This is a genomic window from Tenericutes bacterium MZ-XQ (assembly GCA_002838205.1).
Taxonomy (GTDB): Bacteria; Bacillota_I; Bacilli_A; order Acholeplasmatales; family Acholeplasmataceae; genus Mariniplasma.
This window is the reverse complement of the sequence record CP017950.1, coordinates 1,912,638-1,935,132: the sequence shown is the minus strand read 5'-3', so window position 1 is coordinate 1,935,132 and position 22,495 is coordinate 1,912,638. Positions and strand designations below refer to the sequence as shown.

The 22,495-nt window shown below is 31.2% G+C and carries 23 protein-coding genes; 19 read left to right on the top strand and 4 right to left on the bottom strand.

Annotation, left to right across the window (positions count from 1 at the left end; all coding sequences use genetic code 11):
• Nucleotides 1-20: 20 nt before the first annotated feature.
• Nucleotides 21-446: a hypothetical protein gene (locus BK011_09525; GenBank protein ID AUD65912.1), complete on the top strand. Its 426-nt coding sequence runs from the start codon at nucleotides 21-23 to the stop codon at nucleotides 444-446.
• Nucleotides 447-597: 151 nt separating this feature from the next.
• Here BK011_09525 and BK011_09520 read toward each other — a convergent pair whose 3' ends face one another.
• The 3 genes from BK011_09520 to BK011_09510 all read right to left on the bottom strand — a co-directional run bounded on the left by BK011_09520 (nucleotide 598) and on the right by BK011_09510 (nucleotide 3,240).
• Nucleotides 598-1,728 carry a hypothetical protein gene (locus BK011_09520; GenBank protein ID AUD65911.1) on the bottom strand — a complete coding sequence of 377 codons (1,131 nt, stop codon included), beginning with the start codon at nucleotides 1,726-1,728 and terminating at the stop codon, nucleotides 598-600.
• On the bottom strand, nucleotides 1,725-2,330 hold the full coding sequence (locus tag BK011_09515; GenBank protein ID AUD65910.1) for a hypothetical protein: 606 nt from the start codon (nucleotides 2,328-2,330) through the stop codon (nucleotides 1,725-1,727). Before BK011_09515 ends, BK011_09520 begins: the two co-directional genes overlap by 4 nt.
• A 139-nt stretch (nucleotides 2,331-2,469) precedes the next feature.
• Complete coding sequence (locus BK011_09510; GenBank protein AUD65909.1) at nucleotides 2,470-3,240, bottom strand: hypothetical protein; 771 nt, start codon at nucleotides 3,238-3,240, stop codon at nucleotides 2,470-2,472.
• Nucleotides 3,241-3,491: 251 nt separating this feature from the next.
• On the opposite strand from BK011_09510, the gene BK011_09505 reads away from it, so the two are divergent.
• From BK011_09505 to BK011_09460, 10 genes are all read left to right on the top strand, one after another.
• Nucleotides 3,492-4,226: a hypothetical protein gene (locus tag BK011_09505; protein AUD65908.1), complete on the top strand. Its 735-nt coding sequence runs from the start codon at nucleotides 3,492-3,494 to the stop codon at nucleotides 4,224-4,226.
• A 138-nt stretch (nucleotides 4,227-4,364) separates the two neighbouring features.
• On the top strand, nucleotides 4,365-4,925 hold the full coding sequence (locus tag BK011_09500; GenBank protein AUD65907.1) for a hypothetical protein: 561 nt from the start codon (nucleotides 4,365-4,367) through the stop codon (nucleotides 4,923-4,925).
• A 31-nt stretch (nucleotides 4,926-4,956) separates the two neighbouring features.
• Entirely contained in the window at nucleotides 4,957-5,205 is a 249-nt protein-coding gene (locus BK011_09495; protein ID AUD65906.1) for a hypothetical protein, read from the top strand.
• Between the two features lie 2 nt (nucleotides 5,206-5,207).
• On the top strand, nucleotides 5,208-5,399 hold the full coding sequence (locus tag BK011_09490) for a hypothetical protein (protein AUD65905.1): 192 nt from the start codon (nucleotides 5,208-5,210) through the stop codon (nucleotides 5,397-5,399).
• 203 nt (nucleotides 5,400-5,602) lie between these two features.
• Entirely contained in the window at nucleotides 5,603-5,878 is a 276-nt protein-coding gene (locus tag BK011_09485) for a hypothetical protein (protein ID AUD65904.1), read from the top strand.
• Between the two features lie 53 nt (nucleotides 5,879-5,931).
• Complete coding sequence (locus tag BK011_09480) at nucleotides 5,932-6,735, top strand: hypothetical protein (protein AUD65903.1); 804 nt, start codon at nucleotides 5,932-5,934, stop codon at nucleotides 6,733-6,735.
• Nucleotides 6,736-6,796: 61 nt separating this feature from the next.
• A complete protein-coding gene (locus BK011_09475) occupies nucleotides 6,797-8,251 on the top strand; it encodes a hypothetical protein (GenBank protein ID AUD65902.1) in 1,455 nt (484 codons plus the stop codon).
• Between the two features lie 138 nt (nucleotides 8,252-8,389).
• Nucleotides 8,390-8,992: a hypothetical protein gene (locus BK011_09470; protein ID AUD65901.1), complete on the top strand. Its 603-nt coding sequence runs from the start codon at nucleotides 8,390-8,392 to the stop codon at nucleotides 8,990-8,992.
• A gap of 25 nt (nucleotides 8,993-9,017) precedes the next feature.
• Nucleotides 9,018-9,812, top strand: coding sequence for a hypothetical protein (locus tag BK011_09465; GenBank protein ID AUD65900.1), 795 nt, complete (start codon nucleotides 9,018-9,020; stop codon nucleotides 9,810-9,812).
• Between the two features lie 168 nt (nucleotides 9,813-9,980).
• On the top strand, nucleotides 9,981-11,108 hold the full coding sequence (locus BK011_09460; protein ID AUD66187.1) for an anaerobic sulfatase maturase: 1,128 nt from the start codon (nucleotides 9,981-9,983) through the stop codon (nucleotides 11,106-11,108).
• A 118-nt stretch (nucleotides 11,109-11,226) separates the two neighbouring features.
• On the opposite strand, the gene BK011_09455 is transcribed toward BK011_09460, so the two are convergent.
• A complete protein-coding gene (locus tag BK011_09455; protein ID AUD65899.1) occupies nucleotides 11,227-12,453 on the bottom strand; it encodes a hypothetical protein in 1,227 nt (408 codons plus the stop codon).
• Between the two features lie 331 nt (nucleotides 12,454-12,784).
• Here BK011_09455 and BK011_09450 point away from each other — a divergent pair, with 331 nt between their 5' ends.
• From BK011_09450 to BK011_09415, 8 genes are all read left to right on the top strand, one after another.
• Complete coding sequence (locus BK011_09450) at nucleotides 12,785-13,510, top strand: hypothetical protein (GenBank protein AUD65898.1); 726 nt, start codon at nucleotides 12,785-12,787, stop codon at nucleotides 13,508-13,510.
• Nucleotides 13,507-14,358: a hypothetical protein gene (locus tag BK011_09445; protein ID AUD65897.1), complete on the top strand. Its 852-nt coding sequence runs from the start codon at nucleotides 13,507-13,509 to the stop codon at nucleotides 14,356-14,358. The genes BK011_09450 and BK011_09445 overlap by 4 nt, the downstream gene beginning before the upstream one ends.
• A 104-nt stretch (nucleotides 14,359-14,462) precedes the next feature.
• Entirely contained in the window at nucleotides 14,463-15,584 is a 1,122-nt protein-coding gene (locus BK011_09440; protein ID AUD65896.1) for a hypothetical protein, read from the top strand.
• Nucleotides 15,577-16,602 (top strand): hypothetical protein, encoded by a 1,026-nt coding sequence (locus tag BK011_09435; protein ID AUD65895.1) that lies wholly within the window; start codon nucleotides 15,577-15,579, stop codon nucleotides 16,600-16,602. The genes BK011_09440 and BK011_09435 overlap by 8 nt, the downstream gene beginning before the upstream one ends.
• A gap of 3 nt (nucleotides 16,603-16,605) precedes the next feature.
• Nucleotides 16,606-17,301, top strand: a complete 696-nt coding sequence (locus tag BK011_09430) for a hypothetical protein (GenBank protein ID AUD65894.1) — start codon at nucleotides 16,606-16,608, stop codon at nucleotides 17,299-17,301.
• Complete coding sequence (locus BK011_09425) at nucleotides 17,302-18,924, top strand: glucohydrolase (protein AUD65893.1); 1,623 nt, start codon at nucleotides 17,302-17,304, stop codon at nucleotides 18,922-18,924. It abuts the gene before it with no gap.
• On the top strand, nucleotides 18,905-21,256 hold the full coding sequence (locus tag BK011_09420; protein ID AUD65892.1) for a hypothetical protein: 2,352 nt from the start codon (nucleotides 18,905-18,907) through the stop codon (nucleotides 21,254-21,256). Before BK011_09425 ends, BK011_09420 begins: the two co-directional genes overlap by 20 nt.
• Nucleotides 21,253-22,488 (top strand): hypothetical protein, encoded by a 1,236-nt coding sequence (locus tag BK011_09415; GenBank protein ID AUD65891.1) that lies wholly within the window; start codon nucleotides 21,253-21,255, stop codon nucleotides 22,486-22,488. The genes BK011_09420 and BK011_09415 overlap by 4 nt, the downstream gene beginning before the upstream one ends.
• Nucleotides 22,489-22,495 lie beyond the last annotated feature (7 nt).

Below are 22,495 nucleotides of genomic sequence, written 5' to 3'. Positions count from 1 at the left end.
CTATTTTTGGAGGAAGCATAATGTTAAGTGTATATACAGATAAAAGTAAACATCCAACTGAAGAAGAAGTCCAAACAACATTGAATGAAAATCACATTTTTTGGACAGCGATTGAATCATTAATTATGGACTATGGTACTATCCGAGTTGAATGGAAATTTTATTCAAAAAAAACCGGTTGGTGCAAAAAAATTATTTTAATCAATGGAAAAGTTGAGCGCAACCTTATATTTCTTTATCCGAATCAAGGATTTTTTACGTGTGTTTTAGTATTTGGAACTAAAGCAATCATGCAAATCGAAGATGATATCATGCTGAGTCAAGTGAGTGAAACACTAAAAGAATCTAAACAATATGCTGAAGGAAAGTCTTTTCAGTATGAGATTCATAGTCATCAAGATATGGCTTTGCTTCAAAAACTTATTGAAATAAAGATTAACTTTTGATTCTCTATAACTTAAACGAATCAAAGTATAATTCGTGTAATTTGATAAGAACTTAATATATGAAAAAGCATCCATAAATAGGATGCTTTTTGATTTATAGGAATCAACTAATGTTCTATAATATTTAAGATTTTTAAATATAGATTCTACACTACAAGATTATGTCCATGACTTGATGGCGAATGGATTCATATGCTTTTGATGGTTCTGACCATTTGACACCAATAATCAGCATAACTTCATTTGTTATGTTTAATTGTTCTTTTGCGTCTGTTAAGACTTGATTCATGCCATGTAATGGTTCTATCAGTTGTACTGCAGGTCTTAGATTTACATATGAGAGTTCTAATGATAACCATTGTGATAAGTAGCCAACATGAAGGTAATCAAGTTGAGATGGTTGCTCTTTCGAAATAACGAAGTACGAAAACTCAGAAGCTAATCTTTTTTCAAATGTTGTTATTGAAGATTTTCCAAAAGACTCCCAGTTTGATGTCATGCCAACTAATGATTCAATGTAGAATTGCATTGGTCTTGAGATTGTGTTAAGTGATAGACCATATCTAAACACATTTTTTGAATGTCGAGAAAATCTAAAAATCGATAAGAGTTCATCCATTGCAGCTTGATCCGTAGATTCAATTGTGGTTCCTTCTAATAAAAATGCTTTGAATGTTTCTAATTGTTCATCTTTGATAAGATCAATGGTATATCCTTGTTCAAAAAATCTATCCATTTCTTGTTGAGGGTTAAATGAAGTCTGTTGATTTAAACTATCACCATCATTTTGATATGTTGAACCTGATCTTATGTCTGTTGGGTTCATTGTAGTACCTTGGATGATTGAAATGGTAGCAACCTTTGGACTTTCAAGTTCGAAGTCAATATTCTCAGCATATGATATTTCAATCATCATACCTCTTGATGAAGCCTCATCATCTATGTTTGCGAGAAATCCGCCGATACTCATCAATGTTTGATAATTGTTTGGATCAACAACGGGTAACAATTTACTTTGATCGATATATACCTCAAACGTGCTTTCATCTACAATCTTAACTAACCATGGCTGCATGTTATGACTACTAGCAGATGACATACCTGCTTTTATCAAATGGAATTGGTCTTCAGTCATATATGCGCTTTCGTCATCATAGATATCTTTTGATAGGTCATATTTGACTGGTTCAAGTGCACCATTGATAACTGGAATAAGTGCTAATGTTGTTATCATTGCAATGAGCACTACCATTACAATGCTTTTAATCGTTCTTTTTTTCATAATGTCTCCAAAAATTTATTTAATATGTTTAAGTGTTCTTCATAGAGTTTATCTATGTCACTTTGAAAGTAAGTTGTTAGCCAGTTTTTTTTGCTTTTGATAATATCTATCCATCCTGTAATCGAACTCCACAAAAAAATAGCTAGATATTTGTTGTATATATTTGTGTCTAGTTCCTTATTGATGAATAATTGGCTTAACTCATATTTATTAGCAATATCACTGATTTCTTTTACATGAACTGGATATTGTTCAATATAAAGATTTTCATCGTATTGATTGATGAGGTTTGCTTCAATACTTGAACTCAAAGAAAAAGTCATAATATGCTTTGCAAGATTATATAATAAGGTTTTAATCTCTTGATCTAAATCCATGTGAGCATCTAAATATGCATTTCTCTGTTCGAATGACTTTTTGATAAGAGCTAAATAAATGAGATGTATACTAGGAAAATAAGCATATAGCGTTCTTTTACTTACTTCAGCTTGTTTAACAATATCTTCTGCGGTAATTGCTGACCAAGATTTATGCTCTAATAATTTAAGCGTTTGATCTAGTATATGTTGGTATAATCTTTGTTTTTTTTCTTCTCGTTTCATAAACTCTCCTTATAAAAGTAAACTGTCGTTCTACTTATATTATACACCTTTCTTTTAAATGTACAATATGATGAAGACGTTTTCATTAAAAAAAGTATCGATAGCAGGAATCGATACTATTATATATTGTTATTTAATATTACTTAGACCATAGATCAAATAGCTCAGTTTTTAGCTCTTGATAACGTGCTTGGATTTTTGAGAACTGGATTGATAATGATTCTATATCAGATACTTTAAAACTATCTTCAATGAGTTTGACATCTTCCTTAGAATAGTCTAGACGTCCGTATCTTAAATTGAAATCAGCTCTTTCTGGACGATGCTTTAAATTAAGCATGATACCTAAATGTCTTGATATGAAAGTAAAGTATGTTGGAAAAACATCTATAAATTGTTTCCTTGCAATACCTTTGTTGATCTCTAAAATCATTAAAAAATCACTTTGAGTGACACTTTCATACAGTTTTTTTCCTCTAATACGCATATCTTTTTCGCTTGATGGTGAACCATCATAGATGTGCTTTCGATCAAACCATACATTTGCGATGCCATGACGGTCTTTTTCCATAAGTTTATCTGGTAAGCTTTCCTTGATCACAGCGATATCTAAGTATAGATGATCTGTAACATCACTAATTTGAAAGAAACACTGTGATAATCCGTGCCATGTCGGTTCTGGTACACGATATTTGCGAATGATGGTAAAGTGATCTTTTAAAAATGCTTCAAAAAGATCAAATGTATGCTCAACTTGATCATCAGATACAACAAGCGATAAGTCTAAATCTGAGTACTCGTCCATACGATTAGTTGCTGCTGATCCCCCTTCCCATGCTGCGATGATTTTAGATTGATGTTCAACCCACGGTCTTATAAGTTTAACCAGGTCTTTTCGATTATATAGCATAATATGTCCTTTCGTTATGTCGCGTTTTTTGTTTATCTAGTATTTTATGTTAAGGTTTTGTTTTTGTCAATAGATTATAAGTAGAAGTAGAGGTGACTTTTTTAACAGTTTAAAGACATAGAAGAATACGTTTATACAATTTTTATTGTAAAAACAGTAAAAAAAACAGATATCATTGACAGATATCATTTGATTATGATATATTAAACATGTTTAAATAATCAGAATAAAAAAAACGAGGAAATCTATAAATGAAAGAATTGAAAAAAGAATTTCAAACAAAAACTGTAATTATTGGTATACTCATACTTGCTGTATTTGATTTTTTGTTTGAATTGTTCTTGATCTTTACAAGAGATATGATTGTTCTTGATTCATATTTACTTACAGGCATTTATCAACAGCTTATTATGTTTGTAACAGGTGTGATATTGACGTTAGTTTGTTTTAAAAGCGTACCTTATCAAGTATTCAAGGGACTTAAAGATAACTTGAAATATGTATTTTATTTTGTTCTACTTTTTCCTATTGGGTTATCAGTTGTATATCTTTTAGTTTATCTTTTTGATACTCAAACTTGGTTAACACTCACGAACTATCAGATCAGTGATATGAGTCGATTAAGAGATACTGTTATCTTCCAAAGTGTTTTTCCAGGGCTTGGTGAAGAAGTTTTATTTAGAGGTTTTGGACTTACCCTTCTTTTAAATGGTTATTTTATATATGGTAAAAAGGTTTCAAAAAGAAAAGTTTTTGGATCATTGATTCTGATTTCTTTGATTTTTTCAGCAGCACATGTCAGTTATAGATTTCATCCATTTTCGATGACTTATGATTCTTATCAGTTGTTTACAGCTTTGATATTGGGCATGATTGAGGGCTACGCTTTTTACAAATCTAGAAATATAATTATACCAATACTCATTCATAATATATCGAACTTGATGTTAACTTTTGCACCATTACTGATAGGGTACTTATTTTAGAATCTTTAATTTAATAAGACATATGATATGTATATGTCCAATAATAATTAAACACGTTTAAAAAAATATTGACATATATAAGTTTACTATGATATAATAAGTTTAAAGGTTAAACACGTTTAAAAAATGGAGGATATTATGAAGGCAAAAGATAAAATTTTAGAAGTAACTATGAAGATGTTAAACAATCATATGGATCCCGAACAAATTACAGTAAGAGATATTGCAGAAAAAGCAAAAGTGAATCTTGCACTGATTAACTATCATTTTGGTTCAAAAGAAAACCTAATTTACATTGCCACAGGAAATATTTTAGATCATATTACAAATCAATTACATATGACATCAGATGATTTGACAGGAATGTCAGCTTATGACCGTTTACTAAAGACCATGACTGATATTGGAGATTTTGTTTTTGGTACTTATCATCTATCTGTAATAGGCGTATCAAATGAGATGAAACGTGGTAGCACAGATACAATTTCATTAATTTTACCAGTGTTAAACGAGTTTTTTAAAGGTAAAAAAAGCGATACGGAGTTAAAACTATATGCTTTGCAAATAATTACTCCATTACAGGTGATTTTTCTTAATAGTGATACATACAATGAGTTTTTATTTACTGACTTGTTTGATAAAGAAAAAAGAGCAGATATTATTAAGCAAATTGTAGATAATGTATTGAAACTGAATTAAATACTAATTAAGTAAAACAAAAGGAACAAGTATGAGAAATAAAGTAATAATTATCATGGGTGTTGCCATTATTTTCATCTTAGCAATATCTGCAGTCATAAGACTTAGTTTAAAAATTGATGATAAAGGTAAGTTATTTGATGATGATCAGTATATCATCGCAGAAGGGACTTCATTTAGTTTCTTTAGTAAAACAGGAAGTGATGATCAATTACAGTTTGAAAAATTTAGTGGGACGTACTTATTAGATTCATTTGCTGATGGATCCGGATTGAGATAGATTTGAGTATTCAAATCAAACAAGGTCGTTTTAAAGTCGTATTAATTGATCCAAATAATCAAATTATCGATTTAACAAATGGTATCAATAAGATCTCCACAATCATAGGTGAATATCGAATAAAAATGGTTGGAGACTATACATCTGGAAGTATCACTATTAATCAACAAGTAGTAGAAGGAGAGGGTTCTTAAATGGAAATAAAAAAAAGTATTATTATCATAACATTACTGATTGCATTGTTATCTATAGTGAGGGAAAATGTATGAGAAAAATGTTAGTGTTATGGATGGTTGTAGGATTGTTTACTTTAAGTGCTTGTGCTGTTAATATAGAACAGTAGACACAAAGAGTAAGAATCCTTCTTATGATAGAATATAAGGAAGGAGTTGATCTCATGTCTTCAACAGGCAATCGTTATTCAAACGAATTTAAACAACAAATCGTCGAATTATTTCAAAGCGGGCAATCAGTATCTAAGTTGTCCCGTGAGTATGGCATACCCACCGGGACAATCTATAAATGGACAAAAGAACTTACACCTGTGATCACTGAGGATGGTAAGACTGTTACACCTAAAGAAGTAAAAGCATTAGAAAAGAGAATTAGGGAACTTGAAATGGAAAATGAAATCCTAAAAAAAGCGACCGCCATATTCGCACGAAAACCCTAAAAGAAAAAGTCGACTTTATCAAATTATTCAAGCATATCTATCCAATTAAGATAATGTGTAAAGTGCTTCATCTAAACCGCAGCACAGTCTATAAGATATTCAAACACAAGATGTCTGATAGAGAAATCAGACGATTAGAACTCGAATCCAAGATTATTGAAATCTATAATGAGTTTGATAGCATCTACGGTGCACCAAAGATTCGTAGGGAGCTAATAAAACAGGGCTACTACGCTTCACTTAAGCGCGTCAGCGTCTATATGAGGCGATTAGAGCTTAGATCTATCATTACTAAAAAATATAAACCTGGGTCAACTTCTAAAGCGCCTGATGATAAAGAAAATATCATGAATCAAGACTTTAAAACCCTTTATCCGAATCAGAAATGGGTGATGGATATCACCTATATCTGGACCGTCTATGATGGTTGGACATATCTAGCATCCGTCATGGATCTTCATTCAAAGATGATCATTGGCTATAGTTATCAACGTCACATGAAACAGGAAATCGTCCTTGAGTCTTTACGCCAGGCTGTTTATAAGACAAAACAAACAAAAGGGATTATTGTTCAATCGGATTTAGGTAGTCAGTATTTAAGTTATGATGTCGAACAGTTCATCGATAATTATGAAATGATTCACTCATATTCGAGAAAAGGTACGCCTTATGATAACGCACCGATCGAAACATTTCATTCTATCATCAAGAGAGAACGTTTAAGTCGTATGGTTTTAAAAACATTCGAAGAAGCCAAAATGGTCATCTTTGAATATATTGAAGGGTTTTATAATCGTAAAAGAATCCATAGTTCCATTGATTATCGAACACCTTATCAAGTGTATTACTCAAAGTAAGAAATTCTCACTTATCGTGTCCACTTTATTGACATAAAAGCATTGTTCTAGTATGTATGATATGAATGTTGAGTCTGAACCATACGCAACTGAGTATTATCAAGAGGGTGAAACATATGCTGAGATTGTTGAGAATGAATTTATAAGAACAGAAGATATGCCTGTTTCTACATTTTCAACAGATGTAGATACTGCATCTTATGCAAATGTGAGACGTATGATCGAAGATGGGTATCTACCAGATCCTAATGCAGTTCGTATTGAAGAGATGATCAACTATTTCGATTATGATTTAGAAGCATCAAATGATGAAGTTATTAATATTTTTACTGAGTATAGTCAAGCACCATGGAATCATGATCATCATCTGCTTATGGTTGGATTAAAAGCCGAAGAAGTTGTGTTTGAAGATACTGATGGTATGAATTTAGTATTCTTAATTGATGTTTCAGGATCGATGGGATCAAATGATAAACTACCATTATTAAAAAGAGCTTTTGGATTACTTGTGGATAACCTTAGACCTAAAGACAGAATCTCTATTGTTGTTTATGCAGGAGCTGCAGGTGTTGTTTTAGAAGGTGGGGATAGTTCTAATAAAAGAGAAATCTATGATGCACTTGATGATCTACAAGCTGGTGGATCAACTGCAGGTGGAGAAGGTATTGAACTTGCATATAAGGTTGCGGAAAGAAATTTCATTGAAGGTGGTAATAATAGAATCATAATAGCTACTGATGGTGATTTTAATGTAGGTATATCTGATGTAGATCAATTAGAAGATTTGATATCTGAAAAAAGAGATACAGGTGTATTCCTAAGTGTTTTAGGATTTGGGACAGGTAATTTAAGAGATGATGTTTTAGAGTCTCTTGCAGATCACGGAAATGGTGTGTACTTTTATATTGATAGTTATAAAGAAGCAGAAAAAGTATTTTTAAATGAATTAGGCGCATCTATGGTAACCGTTGCTAAAGATGTTAAACTTCAAATAGAGTTTAATCCAGTGCATGTTAAAGGCTATAGACTCATTGGTTATGAAAATAGGGTTTTAAATTATGAGGACTTTGATGATGACCAAAAGGATGCTGGAGATATGGGAGCTGGACATGTAGTTATTGCTTTTTATGAGATCATACCAGCTGATTCAGAAGAAACAATTGATGAGCAAACATTTGATGAAATCTCAGAGTTAAGATATACAGGTGAAAATTATCAAGATGAACTTATGTATTTAGCAATTAGATACAAAGATCCAAATAGTGATATTTCAGAATTAATCGAATATCAAACATATGAAAGCGATTATTCATTAGAAACAAGTGAAACATTTAATTTTGCAAGCGCTGTTGTTGAATTTGGATTATTACTTAGAGATTCTGCTTATAAATATGAAGCTAATTTTGATCAAATCATTTCAAGAGCAAACGCAAATCTCGGAGATGATGAGTATGGATATAGAGATGAATTTGTAGAACTTGTTGAAATTGCAGAAAGATTGATGAGTAGAAGATAAATGTAAGATGCATTCAAAAAGGTATGGATATGAAATCTATACCTTTTTTTTGTTGATCATGTATCAAATAAAACCATATTATATGCTATAATATGTGAGAAACATACTATAAAATTAATGATAATGAAGAGGTGTATGATGGAAATAGAAAAACTAATATTATTTATCTTAATTGGTGGTTTGATTGGATGGTTAACAAACAAGATTGCGATTAAAATGCTTTTTAGACCGATTAATCCTCATAAGATTTTAGGCATAAGATTTCAAGGTGTGTTTCCAAGAAGGAAAGACCAAATTGCAAAATCTCTAGCTGATATCATTGAACAAGAATTACTTTCAAAAGAAGTGATGATGGATCAGTTATTAGGTGATGAGAAAAAAGAAGCGATTAAAGAAAAACTAAAACAAGTGATTATAGAGCAACTTGCTAAAGCTATTCCACCAGCAATCTCTATGTTTATGGGTGGAGATGTAAAAGGTTTGGTTGGTAAATATTTGGATAAGCATGGAGATGTTATTTTTGAACAAATGCTTAATGAGTTTAAAGACACAAGTTTAGAGAATTTAGATATTTATAGTATTGTTAAAAATAGAATTGATGAGTTAGATTTTGTAGAATTTGAAAAAATTATTTTTGGATTGATGAATAAAGAATTACGATTTGTAGAAGTTGTAGGACTATTTTTAGGTGCAATGATTGGGGCAATCCAATATATCATTACACTATTTTTACTGACTTAATCAATAGGAATTTTAGGAGAATAATATGAGATTAATTATAGCTGATTTGGATGGAACACTTGTAGAAAAAAAACAGGTATCTAAAGCGACATTAAATACAATTAAAAAACTAAAAGAACAAGGATATTTGTTTACGATAGCTACTGGTAGACATATGGTAGCAACCAAAGCATTGGCAGAAACTCTAGAAGTTGATTTGCCTGTGATTTGTGGAAATGGTGCGATTATCTATGATTACAAGAAAGATGAGATTATTCGTAAAGAAGTACTTGATCCAAGGACTGTTGAACAGATTATGGATTTATGTTTTTTTCATCAAGTCTCATTTTTGATGTATACAACAAAGTATGTTGTATCCACTTTAGAAGCTAAAGAAAAGATTCATGCTCAAATCGGATATTTTGATACACATGTTGTCAATCAAGAACAGTTAAAAGACTATATTGATATTGGTGTTTTTAAAATACTAGCAATCGACGATAAACATGAAAAACTGATGCAAATCAAAAAAGAATTAAAGCATCAAGAAGATATCTCAATAGTACAAAGTAGACCAATCTTCTTGGATATTGGACATAAGGACACGAACAAAGGAAATACGATAAAACACTTAGTAAAACTACTTGATGTAAACATAGAAGATGTACTTGCGATTGGTGATCAAGAAAATGATATCCAAATGATTCAAACTGCTGGAATGGGTATCGCAATGGGCAACGGGCATATTGAATTAAAAAAAGTTGCTGATGATGTGACTGATACATATGAACATGATGGTTTCACTAAAGCAATAGTAAAACATATCTTTAATAAATTATAGTTCATCCATTTGGGTGAGCTTTTTTATTTTATGATTTAAAACAAAGATTTTTAGTTGACATTAAAAAAATATGGTTTAATATAAGTATGCATATGCATCAATGAGAAACTAAAGAAAGGAGTATGGACACTATTTTTATGCATATAAAATATGGTATTCAAAAGAAAAATGGACGTAATAAGTTTGTTAATAAAACCAGCATCTAGCCTTTGTAATCTTAGATGTACATACTGTTTTTATCATGATGTATCAAATCACAGATTATCAAAATCTTTTGGTATTATGAATGAAGAAACAATGATGCATTTGATTGAAAAAGCATTTCTTGAAGCTAAAAAGGCAGTGATATTCGCTTTTCAAGGTGGCGAACCAACACTCGCTGGGCTTGCTTATTTTGAAAAATTTGTAGAATTAGTTTCTACTTTTAATCAACATCATACACAAGTGAATTATGCAATACAAACAAATGGAACTTTATTGGATGATGAGTTCGTTATGTTTTTTAAAAAACACAATTTTCTTGTAGGTATATCAATTGACGGGTATGAAACTGTACATGATATACATAGATTTGATCATCAACATAAAGGTACATATCAAAAAGTTATAAAAGGTGTTCAATTGTTGAAGAAGTATGATGTTGAGTTTAATGTTTTGACAGTAGTTAACAAAGAAACTGTGAATTATGGAACTGAAATATATGAACATTATAAAAAATGTGATTTCAAATATATTCAATTTATACCAGCGATAGCACCATTTGGAGAAGATCAAAACAATCATTTCTTAGCTGTTGACTCTAAAACTTATGGTGTTTTTTTAGATGAAGTTTATAAGAAATGGCAAGATGATGTTTTACATGGTAAAAAAATAAGTATTCGTTTTTTTGATAATCTTGTTATGATGGCAATGGGTTTTAAAGCACAAGCTTGTGAACAACAAGGAAAATGCACATTAAATTTAGTGATTGAAAGCAATGGTAATGTGTATCCATGTGATTATTATGTCCTCGATCAATGGTTGATCGGCAACATAAACGAACATAGTTTCAAAGACATTATAAACCACAAGAAGACACAGTTATTTATTGAGTCATCTATGAAAAAAACCGACCAATGTCTTTCTTGTAAATATTATCCGCTTTGTTTAGGTGGGTGTAAGAGACATAGACAAAAAGATATCCATACACCAATTGGGATGGATCAATTTTGTGATGCCTATACTTACTTTTTTGATAGAAATTATGAAAATGTATTTAATTTGGCACAAAGATTTTTTATTAAGAATAAAATATAAGCAACCGGTAAAGATGTCAAGCACTAAAAATTAAAAAAGCGAGTAAAATTTAATAAAAAGCATCATTTAAAGACATGCTTAAAAAAGTAAAAGTTATAAGAATTAATCTAATTAAGTTTTACTTATAAAGTCTATTGGTACTCAACAAACCATAGATAAGACGAATAAGTTTTCTAGCAGTTAAGGCGAGTGCACGTTTGTGTTGATGAGTCGTGACTTCATCATATTTCTTATGATAAAAATCACGATACTCAGGTATATGAATTCTAGCCATGTTGGCTGCTTGGATTAAAAAGTAGCGCAAATATTTATTTCCAGTTTTAGTCATGTAAGTCTCATCAGCGGTGAATTTCCCGGATTGATTTTTACGCCAGGTAATACCTGCATATTTAGCAAGTGCATCATTGGATTCAAACTGACTAATATCAACAATCTCAGCTAAGATACCGGCTGCATAAACTTTACCAATACCAGGTATAGACGTTAAGATTTGATAGTGATCATGATTAAACCCAGCGACTTGTCGCAAAATGGCTTTATCAATATCTTTCATTTCATGTTCATAACATTTAATGACATTTATGGATGAGGCGAGAGCTGTATTAATAGGATCATAAGAAACTTTATCAAGACGATAAGAATCTCTAGCAGCTTTTTGGATCTTAGCAGCGATATCAAGTGAATTATCAAAGCGATTTTTACTTGATTTAGCAACAAAGTCAGATAAATCTTCTAAAGATGAATCGATAATATCATCAATGGTTTTATAATCTAATAAGAGATCAACAGCAGTTGATCCAAAGTTATTAGAAAATATAGTTTCAAAGTTAGAAAACTTTATAAACACGTTATTAAGGGCATAAACCTTCTCATTGGATAGTTTTTCAGCAATATGAAGTCTATGCCTTGTGAGTCTTTCTAAAGCAAGTCTTTGACCACCTTTAAAGGGAGTTAACTCATCGGTTCTTCCAACTCTAGCAATATCAGCTAAGATGTAAGCATCTTTAGGATCAGTTTTATCCATATCAGCAAAACTTTTTCTATAATTTTTAGAAATTTTAGGATTGATGAGATAAACTTTGATATCGAAAACACTCAAAAACTTAGAAGCTGATAAGTAGGTCGCAAGATGACCGGAGTAAACACCAGTTGACTCTAAGATGACAATGACTTTAGAGAGATGATGTTTATCAAGAAGTTTTAAAATATGCGTTTCAATTAAGTTCGCACCATCTTGGGTATTAGGAATATTGACAGATAAAAGTTTATCACGATTAAAGTTAAGTGCATAAACGTGATTGGACAGTTTAGCAACGTCAATACCAACACATAAAGTATGATTCAAAAGAACACCTTCTTTCAAGGGAAAATAGATATAAGAGAAGTCCTAGCCTTGAAAGACAACTGCAGCCTCGCCAATAAGAAACCACCGTTAGACATAGAAGTTGAGTGAAATCTAACGGGTAACAACAACCGGTTAGCAGATAAGCCAATCAAGCAGGTTTGCACGCTTAAATAGCACCATGATGTGCAAGGAGTGGAAGCAGATTCTTCTGGTTACATCTTGATTTAATTATAACACTAGGACTTCAAACTTATAAATAATGATATGTAGTAAGGCATCAACCTAAATCTACACTACATATTATATGAGGAGTGATTACTTGATCCATATAATGAGTTTTAATATACGCGTAGATGTCAAAGGTGATGGTATTTATCAGTGGTCTAACAGAAGAGATAAGGTGATATGTTTTATTAATGAACAATCACCAGATATTTTAGCACTTCAAGAAGCCAATCCAAATATGCTTGAATATTTAAAAATGAATCTACATACATATGATTTCTTTGTAAAACCTAGAGATGAAGGTGGAGAATCTATACCTTTGCTAATCAAAAAAGGGTTTGGAAAACTTATTGAAACCAAAACAGTATGGTTAACTGATACCCCTCATCAAAAATCAAAGGTAGATGGGAGTTATTATCCAAGAATAGCAACGTATGCAATTATAGAGACGAACACACAAGGAAAGTTGGGTGTGTTTAACATACATTTAGATAACTCTGGTGATTTAACTACACATGTTCAAGTTAAGAAACTTCACACATATATCAATAAACTTCAGAAAAAAATAGGTTTTAAATCTGTTATATTAGGGGATTTTAATGCTACACCATCATCAAACACGATAGAATATATGAAAAAGTATTACTTTCAAAGCTATCGTGAACCTTCAAATGAACAATTAACTTTTCACAATTATAGAGTTAACAAAATAGGAGAACCGATAGATTATATCTTTCTAGATAAAACATTACCACAAAAATCTTCTCATATCATTCGCTATGATAAGGAGTCTATGTTATCTGACCATTATCCAATCGAGGTCAAATTATGACAAATATTAAAATATCTGGTTATGCTGATGAAATATCAAGTGATTTTGAAACACAACTCAAAGCACTAAAAAAAATAAATATGAATCATATAGCATTAAGAACTATCAATGGAGTAAGTGTCTTTGATTACGCATATGATCAATTTAAAGAAGAAATATATCCATTATTAAAGTCATATAATATTTCAGTTTCTGAGATTGGATCACCGATAGGTAAAGTGCATGTTGACGATGAAATCTCAAAAAAGAAACAAATCGATAAAATCGATAATCTCATTAAAATTATGAAACTCTTAGATACAAAATACCTAAGAGTATTTAGTCTTTATGTAAAAGAACACAATGATCAAACTTTCCATAAAGTCATAACTTTTTTAAATGAAGTGATTGCAAAGGTTGAAGGACATGATTTGATTGTACTTCATGAAAATGAAAAAGACATTTATGGTGATCAAGCTGTCTTTTGCAAACAAATTCATGAACATATAAAACATAAACAGTTTAAAGCGATTTTTGATTTTGCAAATTTTGTACAAGTTTATGATGATACCAAACAAGCATATAGTTTACTACAGCCCTATATTCATGGATTTCATATTAAAGATGCTGACGAAACAGGAAGAAACGTTTTAATTGGAGAAGGAGAAGGCTATCTTTCTGATATACTTTCTCAAATAGATTTTCATAGATTTAAAGGGTATGTTACTTTGGAACCTCACTTAGTTGATTTTGATTCACTTAAGGCATTAGAAAAAAAGCATAAGGGAAACAAATCTACTTTAAGTCCTTATCAGGCCTTTCTTAAAACATTAGATGCACTATATAAAATGCTGAACTTAGATAAATAGGTTGAAATAATACTTCACTTGAAGTATAATGAACTTATAAATTTTGTAAGCGTTTTATATTTTTTTCAGACGAAGATGAAACGTTTCACTTAAAGAGGTTCATTATGATTAAAATAGGTATTGTTGGTGTTGGCCATATGGGATCTTTTCATGCAACATCTTTATTAGAAAACAAGATTGAGCAAGCCGAACTGGTTGCAGTCATGGATATAGATCCTTCAAAACTCGAGCCATATCAAGCTATTGATGAGGTTAAGTGTTATCAGACATTTCAAGAATTTATTGAAGATAAAAATATAGATGCGGTGATTATTGCGACACCTCATTATGATCATCCTACTTTAGGAAAAGAAGTTTTACTGCATCATAAACATTTGCTTATTGAAAAACCTGTAGGTGTGTACACAAAAAATGTAGTTGAACTTAATGAGGTTGCGAAACAATTTAATCTTTCTTTTTCAATCATGTATAATCAACGAACAAATCCTCTTTACATAAAATTGAAATCCATGATTGACAATCATGAAATTGGACAAATAAAAAGAATCATTTGGATAGTGACTGATTGGTATAGATCAACTGCTTATTATCAAAGTAGTCCTTGGAGAGCGACTTGGGAAAAAGAAGGTGGAGGTGTACTATTAAATCAGGCACCACATCAACTTGACTTATTGCAGTGGATGTTCGGTATGCCTAATAAGATTCGTGCATACATGAAATTCGGTGCTTATAGAAATATTAGTGTAGAAAATGATGTCACATCTTATTTGGAATATGATTCTGGATGTTCTGGGGTTTTTATAACAAGCACTATAGATGCACCCGGGACAAACCGTTTAGAAGTTGTGGGATCAAAAGGGAAAGTTATTATAGAAAAAGGAAAAATGACTTTTTATAGATTAAAAATAGAAGAAACTGAGTTTGATAAAATAAAGCATTCAAATCTTTTTGCTCAACCACCATATGAAATGATTGAGTTTGATGAGTTTAAAGAAAATGCATGGGGGGTTCAACATCAAATCGTTTTAAATAATTTTGTAAATCATATCATAGAAATTAAACCTTTAATCGCTCCGGGTGTTGAAGGTGTTTTTGGTTTGACAATTTCTAATGCAATGCATTTATCAGCATTTACTGATAAAACTATTCAATTAAAAGATTTTAATCATGACCAGTTTTTAAGAGAACTTGAAAAACGAATCAATGAGGAAAAAAAACATGCGTAAGCTTAAGGTTGGTATCATCGGATGTGGTGCCATTTCAGATACACATATAAAACATATTTTGACCTATAAACATGCGGATTTAGTCGTATTGTATGACACAAATATAGAAAGATCAGTAAATAAATCTGAACTCTACAATATTCCATATGTTGAAACTTTAGATGAGTTACTTCAAATGAATTTAGATGTGGTTCATGTGCTTACTCCGCACGATTCACATTATAAAATTGCTAAGACACTTATTTTAAATCATATACATGTGCTTGTTGAAAAACCATTAACGATTAAGTACCAAGACGCAATTGATCTTGTGCATCTAGCACACGAACATCAAGTTACTTTAAGTGTATGTATGCAACATAGAACAAATAAAACAACTAAAAAAATGATAGCTTTAAGCAATCCGAATGCATATGGGAAAGTGCTTGCTGTGACAGGGAAAGTTCATTGGCATAGAGATATGAACTATTACCTAAATGATTCATGGAGAGGTACAATCAAGCAAGAAGGCGGAGGTGTACTCATCAACCAAGCTATTCATACACTTGATATCATGAATATCTTAGGTGGTGAAGTATCTCACGTTTCTGGGTCTATAGATCAAGTTAAACTCAAAGATATCGAAGTAGAAGATACAGCACATCTTCATATCAATTATAAGAGCGGCACTATAGGATTTTTAGATGCGACAAATGCTTATCCAAAAGATATGCCAGTTGAACTTGATGTACTATATGCAAAAGGTAGAGTTAAGTTAATCGGACATCAACTTTATGATATTACCGAAGGTTTTCTAAATCTGATTGAAGAGGATCAAAGTATAACTGGTAATAAGTTTTACTTTGGTGCGGGACACGAAAAACTAATCCATGATTTATATGATTATTTATTATTTAAGATGGACACATATGTCGAAGCTATTGATACAATTGTCAATTTGGAAATTATAGAAAAAATATATGCTGCTAAATCGAATGAAGCTGTATCAATTGATAGAGATTACTGGAAAGAGGATTAAAGCATGGGACCAATAAGATTATACGGAGATCAAACCAAACCAGGTATTTTATTGTTACACGGTTTTCACGGTAATGTCGTAGAAATGAAAGAACTTGCACATAAGCTACATGATAAAAACTATACAGTTTTTGTACCTTTATATCCTGGGCATGGAAAAGTATCTTTTGAAACATTTTTAAGTACAGGTATTCAGGAATGGTATGCACATGTCTTATCGTTTTATAATGAGTTGCGTACTCAATACAATCAAGTTATTGTAGCTGGTTTATCATTAGGTGGAGCATTAACACTCAAAATAGGCATAGACATGAATCCATATAAAATGATTACGATTGCAGCTCCAGTTTTAGAATTTAATGAGGAGCAATTATATAAACATACAAGTATAGAGATTAAAAATCATCCAGAAATATCATATGAAGAGGGATATCAACAGTTATTAAAGATGAAGTTAGATATCAATAATTTTTATCGATCAATAAGAGAAAATCTTGACAAAATTAATTCATCTATTTTTATCTGTCAGGGTCTTAGCGATCATGAGCGATTCATTAATAGTTCTACAATCATCCACGATCGCGTTAGTAGCATTCATAAAAAGATAAAAACTTATGAAAATGTAGAACATGTGATGACTATGAGTCAGAAAAAAGAAGAAATAATGCAGGATATTATGAATTATATAGAGGATAAATAAATGGATAGATGGTACAAACAGTCGGTTGTATATCAGATATACCCTATGAGTTTTTGTGATAGTAATCACGATGGGATTGGGGATATTCAGGGTATCATTAGCAAACTTGATTATTTAAAAAACTTAGGTGTTGATATTATTTGGTTAAGTCCTATTTATCAATCACCTATGGATGATAATGGATATGATATATCAAATTATCATGAGATTAATCCAATGTTTGGAGTTATGGATGATTTTAAAGAGCTACTAGAAAAAATTCATCAAAGAGATATGTATTTAATTATGGATTTGGTAGTTAATCATACATCTGATGAACATGAATGGTTTAAAAATGCATTAGAACATGAGGATAGTCCATATAGAGATTACTACGTTTTTAGAAAAGAACGCAACATAAAAAAACCATTACATAGTTTTTTTGGTGGTAGTGCTTGGGAACAAGTCAAAAACAGTGATACATATTATTTGCACATGTTTTCAAAAAAACAACCTGATTTAAACTGGAAAAATCCCAAATTAAGACAAGAAATTTATAAAATGATGAATACTTGGTTAGATATGGGTGTCGATGGATTTAGAATGGATGTTATCGATCTTATTGGTAAGGATATTGACCAACAAATCATTGGTAATGGCCCTTATCTGCATCAGTATCTAAAAGAAATGTATCAACAATGTTTTAAAGGAAGAAAAGTGTTAACAGTTGGTGAAACTGGTGGGGCAACTCCTGAGATTGCGATATTATATACATCCATTGACTCATATGAGTTGGATATGGTTTTTCAGTTTCAACATATTGGATTAGATCAAATCAAAGGGAAAGATAAATGGCATTTAAAACCTTTAGATTTGGTAGAATTAAAAGCTGTATTATCCAATTGGCAAGTCAAGTTGTATCATCAAGGTTGGAATAGTTTATATTGGAATAATCATGATCAAACGAGAATTGTATCAAGATGGGGCAATGATAAAGAATATCGTGTTGAAAGTGCAAAAATGCTTGGGGCAATCCTTCACTTTATGCAAGGAACACCGTATATATATCAGGGTGAAGAAATTGGTATGACCAATGCATATTTCAATCGCATAGAACAACTTAGAGATATAGAAACGTTAAATATGATTAAAGAAAAAGAACTTGTATGGGATCAATCTAGAATATGGGAAGCGATTGATAAAAAAGGAAGAGATAATTCTAGAACACCGATGCAATGGAACGAGCAAGCTTATGCAGGCTTTAGTGATGTAAAACCATGGATTGATGTGAATCAGAATTATCATACAATTAACGTTGAAAACGATCTGATGGATAAAGATTCAATCTTGCACTTTTATCAAAAGCTTATTAGATTAAGAAAAGAGATTAAGTGTATTTATGAAGGTAAGTATGAACTGATTAATCCAACAGATCATCAGTTCTTTCATTACACTAGAAGCACAGAAGATGAACTTATTCATGTCATCGCCAATTTCACTGATCAGTATTTATCAAGTAATGATGAAGTAGAAGGGCGTATGATTTTGTCTAATTATGCTGAAAATGAAAAACTGTATAAACCATACGAAGTTAGAGTTTATTATCAAAATAAGGTAGGCGATCATGATGCTCAGCTATCATAATGAAAATTTTATTGTCGATCAAAAAGAAACATTTATTTGGGGTGGAGAATTCCATTATTTTCGCGTAAGAAAATGTGAGTGGAAGGATAGATTACAAAAAATAAAAGATATGGGCTTTAATCTTGTTAGTACATATATTCCTTGGATATGGCATGAAAAAGAAGAAGGCCAAATTGATCTTGAAGGAAAAACCAGTGCAGAAAGAGATTTAAAAGCTTTTTTAGAAGCAGTTAAAGATATAGGGTTGTGGTTGTTGGTTAGACCAGGTCCATATGTTATGGCTGAAACAGTAAACTCAGGTATCCCAGAATGGTTAATTGAAAAACATCCAGACATAAGAGCACAAAAGGAAGATGGGTCATATCACCAATCTACAGGATTAGTGAGCTACATGCACAAAACATATTTACGCTACGTTGATTATTGGTATAAAGCAGTTTTTGGTTTGCTTAGTCAATATGAGTACAATCAAGGTGGCCCAATCATCATGATTCAGTACGATAATGAAGTTGGTATGTTTCATTGGGTTACTGGACAAGGTGATTATAGTCCTGTTACACTCAGTTACTTTAAAGCATACATAGTAGAAACATATAGAAAAGAAATATTTACTGATGTATTAAACACGTATAAAGATTTTGATCATTACATGAGCGCATATTGTAAGCAAGAAACAGGGCAACAAGCATCTATTGAAATCAATCAAGCTTATAAAACTTTTTTTAGAACATATATTAAAACATATTTAGAAAAACTTATCGAAATAGCAAAATCATACGGTGCTAAATCATTACCGGTTGTGAATGTACATGGTTTTTCTCAAATTGATTATTCAAAACGAGGGAATCGCTATCCTGTTGGTCTATCCCAACTATATGAAACAAGTAAAATCAAAGATGTTGTCATTGCTGGAGATTATTATGTAGGAAACATCGTTTCTGAAAACTTTTTTGATGTGGTTATTGCTAATGCATTTACAAGAGCAATCCAACCAAAAGATCAACCTTTGTTTAGTGCTGAATTTCAAGGTGGATTTCAAAATGGTGTTCCTAGATTACAACCAACTACTCATGATTTGAAAACTAGATTAACAATTGCAACAGGTATGAATGCAATTAATTACTATATGTTTGTAGGTGGAGAAAACTATCAAGAAATAGGTATTATTTCAAGAAGACATGATTGGCAATCTGCAATCGGTTATGATGGTAGTTTACGTAGACACTATCATGTGATTAAACACATCGTTGATGTGGTTTCATCATATGAGAAGGCTTTATTGAAAGCTAAATTAAAAACACATACAACATTAGCATTTGATGCTGATTATTATATGACAGAATATCAAAATCAATATAACCGCCATATCGCAAATCATTTAACCAACGCAAGACAAAATTATTTATATAATGGTATTGGCAAAAGCTTAGTTATGAACAACATATCTTTTGATTCTATCGACATGATTGGATGTCATCATATAGATCCAAAGCAACATCCTACTTTGATTACATTTTCATTAGAGTGGATGAGAGAAGATGCTCAAAAAACTTTGAAAAAATATGTTGAAGATGGTGGGAAATTATTTCTGTTTCCAGAAATACCAACTAAAGATTTAAACGATAAACCGTGCACAGTGTTAAAGGATTTCATCAACGTTGAAATTTTAGATAAAACTTATGGGAAACGAGTTAATTTAAATGGACATGATTCTGTAAACTGTCATTATGCACAAGTTTACGATGTTAAAGAAGGATTTGCGTCATTGGATTTAGATCATCAAAAAATAACAGGTTTTAAAAAAGCACTTCATAAAGGTATGATTTATGTTTTTGGTATGGCAATTAAAAGCGATTGGGATTATATTGATCAATTCACTTATGAAATTTTAAAAGATATGAATATATCAAAGATTGAAACATCGCCTGAGTGGTTAAATGTATATATTAGAAGTGGTATGTTAGGATCATTTGTTTTTATTCATAATTTTGAAGAATTTGATAAACAGAGTCAGATTGTAGTGGATCAAGAAATCTTGTTTGATGGTTTTGAGTTCTCTATTCCCATGAGAAGAGGATTGATTTTACCTATGGATTGGAAGGTTACTAAAGATTTTATGATCAAGTATTCAACTTGTGAGGTAACACATGTCGATCTAAATTCAAATGAAATTACTATATCGTTTAAACCGAACTCAGACCACGATGAAGTTTTATTTGAAGGTGATTATCAAATCAAAAACCATGAGGATATAAACGTAAAAGAGCATAAAATAGTATTTAATCACAAACAACAAAAAACTATTACATGGACGAAAGCGAGTGCAAAATGAATATTAAAGAACTTATAGAAAAAGAAATAAAAGGGTGTTTTGACTTTTTTTGGCATGAGGCAAATCAAGATGAAACATCAAAAGGATATGGTCTTATTCTAGATTCAACTAGAAGAGATGATATGGCATCGATTGCAGCAGTCGGATTTGCTTTAAGTAGTTATGTTATTGGTGTAAAAAGAGGATACATTACATTTGAAGAAGGATACCTTAGAACATATCAAACATTAAAGCATGTTTATGAAAATGTAGATAAGAAAAACGGATTTTACATACATTTTTTAAACATTAGAACAGCTGAAAATTATGGAAAAGCTACTGGGCGCTTATCTGAATACTCGACTATTGATACAGCTATTTTGCTGATGGGAGCTATCAGTGCAGCAGAGTTTTTTAAAGGAGAAGTTAAAAAAATTACAGATAAGATGCTTGAAGAAGCAGATTGGGCATGGTTGATTCATCCTGATTATCCAGTATTTAGAATGTCTTATCATGAACCTTCAGAAAGATTTATTGATGGTTGGAACAAGGCAAGTTGGAATCATTATGCAGAACAACTCATGATGTATTTCCTTTATGCTGGACAAGATAAAACAGACGAAGTTGATGCAAGAAAGTTATATTTTGGATTCCAGAGAAATATTGGCTCATATGAAGGTAAGCCATATATTTATTGTCATACAAATGCATTATTTATACATCAATTTTCTCATGCATTTATCGACTTTAGTAAATATGTTGATCCTAAAAATTTTAATTGGTTTAATAACTCTATAGATGCGACTTTAGCAAACTACAAATGGTGTAAAGATCATGATGAGTTTGAAACATTTAAAAAAGGATATTGGGGATTGACAGCAATGCATTCTAAAAAAGGATATATGGTTGTTGGTGGCCCACCTTGGGGATTTTACGACATAGACTATCGTCCTAAAATTGATGGAACTGTTGCACCATATGCATCATTGTCATCTATTATGTTTACACCAAAGATTTCAATGGATGCGTTAAATCACTTTGCAAAAGATCCTCATATGTGGGGTAAATATGGATTGTATGATTCCTTTAACTTTGAAGAAGAACCTTGGTATTCAAACACATATATAGGTATTGATAAAGGACCTACAATTATAATGCTTGATAATTATGAACAGCAAACTATATTAAGTTTAGTAACCCAAAGTGAATTCATTCAAAAAGCTATAAAAAAACTAGGATTTAAAAAATTATAAAGGAAGA

Excerpts from the sequence above, each read along its gene's own strand:
- BK011_09525 (AUD65912.1), top strand. The coding sequence starts at position 21 with ATGTTAAGTGTATATACAGATAAAAGTAAACATCCAACTGAAGAAGAA.
- BK011_09520 (AUD65911.1), bottom strand. The coding sequence starts at position 1,728 with ATGAAAAAAAGAACGATTAAAAGCATTGTAATGGTAGTGCTCATTGCA.
- BK011_09515 (AUD65910.1), bottom strand. The coding sequence starts at position 2,330 with ATGAAACGAGAAGAAAAAAAACAAAGATTATACCAACATATACTAGAT.
- BK011_09510 (AUD65909.1), bottom strand. The coding sequence starts at position 3,240 with ATGCTATATAATCGAAAAGACCTGGTTAAACTTATAAGACCGTGGGTT.
- BK011_09505 (AUD65908.1), top strand. The coding sequence starts at position 3,492 with ATGAAAGAATTGAAAAAAGAATTTCAAACAAAAACTGTAATTATTGGT.
- BK011_09500 (AUD65907.1), top strand. The coding sequence starts at position 4,365 with ATGAAGGCAAAAGATAAAATTTTAGAAGTAACTATGAAGATGTTAAAC.
- BK011_09495 (AUD65906.1), top strand. The coding sequence starts at position 4,957 with ATGAGAAATAAAGTAATAATTATCATGGGTGTTGCCATTATTTTCATC.
- BK011_09485 (AUD65904.1), top strand. The coding sequence starts at position 5,603 with ATGTCTTCAACAGGCAATCGTTATTCAAACGAATTTAAACAACAAATC.
- BK011_09480 (AUD65903.1), top strand. The coding sequence starts at position 5,932 with ATGTGTAAAGTGCTTCATCTAAACCGCAGCACAGTCTATAAGATATTC.
- BK011_09475 (AUD65902.1), top strand. The coding sequence starts at position 6,797 with ATGAATGTTGAGTCTGAACCATACGCAACTGAGTATTATCAAGAGGGT.
- BK011_09470 (AUD65901.1), top strand. The coding sequence starts at position 8,390 with ATGGAAATAGAAAAACTAATATTATTTATCTTAATTGGTGGTTTGATT.
- BK011_09465 (AUD65900.1), top strand. The coding sequence starts at position 9,018 with ATGAGATTAATTATAGCTGATTTGGATGGAACACTTGTAGAAAAAAAA.
- BK011_09460 (AUD66187.1), top strand. The coding sequence starts at position 9,981 with ATGGACGTAATAAGTTTGTTAATAAAACCAGCATCTAGCCTTTGTAAT.
- BK011_09450 (AUD65898.1), top strand. The coding sequence starts at position 12,785 with ATGAGTTTTAATATACGCGTAGATGTCAAAGGTGATGGTATTTATCAG.
- BK011_09445 (AUD65897.1), top strand. The coding sequence starts at position 13,507 with ATGACAAATATTAAAATATCTGGTTATGCTGATGAAATATCAAGTGAT.
- BK011_09440 (AUD65896.1), top strand. The coding sequence starts at position 14,463 with ATGATTAAAATAGGTATTGTTGGTGTTGGCCATATGGGATCTTTTCAT.
- BK011_09435 (AUD65895.1), top strand. The coding sequence starts at position 15,577 with ATGCGTAAGCTTAAGGTTGGTATCATCGGATGTGGTGCCATTTCAGAT.
- BK011_09430 (AUD65894.1), top strand. The coding sequence starts at position 16,606 with ATGGGACCAATAAGATTATACGGAGATCAAACCAAACCAGGTATTTTA.
- BK011_09425 (AUD65893.1), top strand. The coding sequence starts at position 17,302 with ATGGATAGATGGTACAAACAGTCGGTTGTATATCAGATATACCCTATG.
- BK011_09420 (AUD65892.1), top strand. The coding sequence starts at position 18,905 with ATGATGCTCAGCTATCATAATGAAAATTTTATTGTCGATCAAAAAGAA.
- BK011_09415 (AUD65891.1), top strand. The coding sequence starts at position 21,253 with ATGAATATTAAAGAACTTATAGAAAAAGAAATAAAAGGGTGTTTTGAC.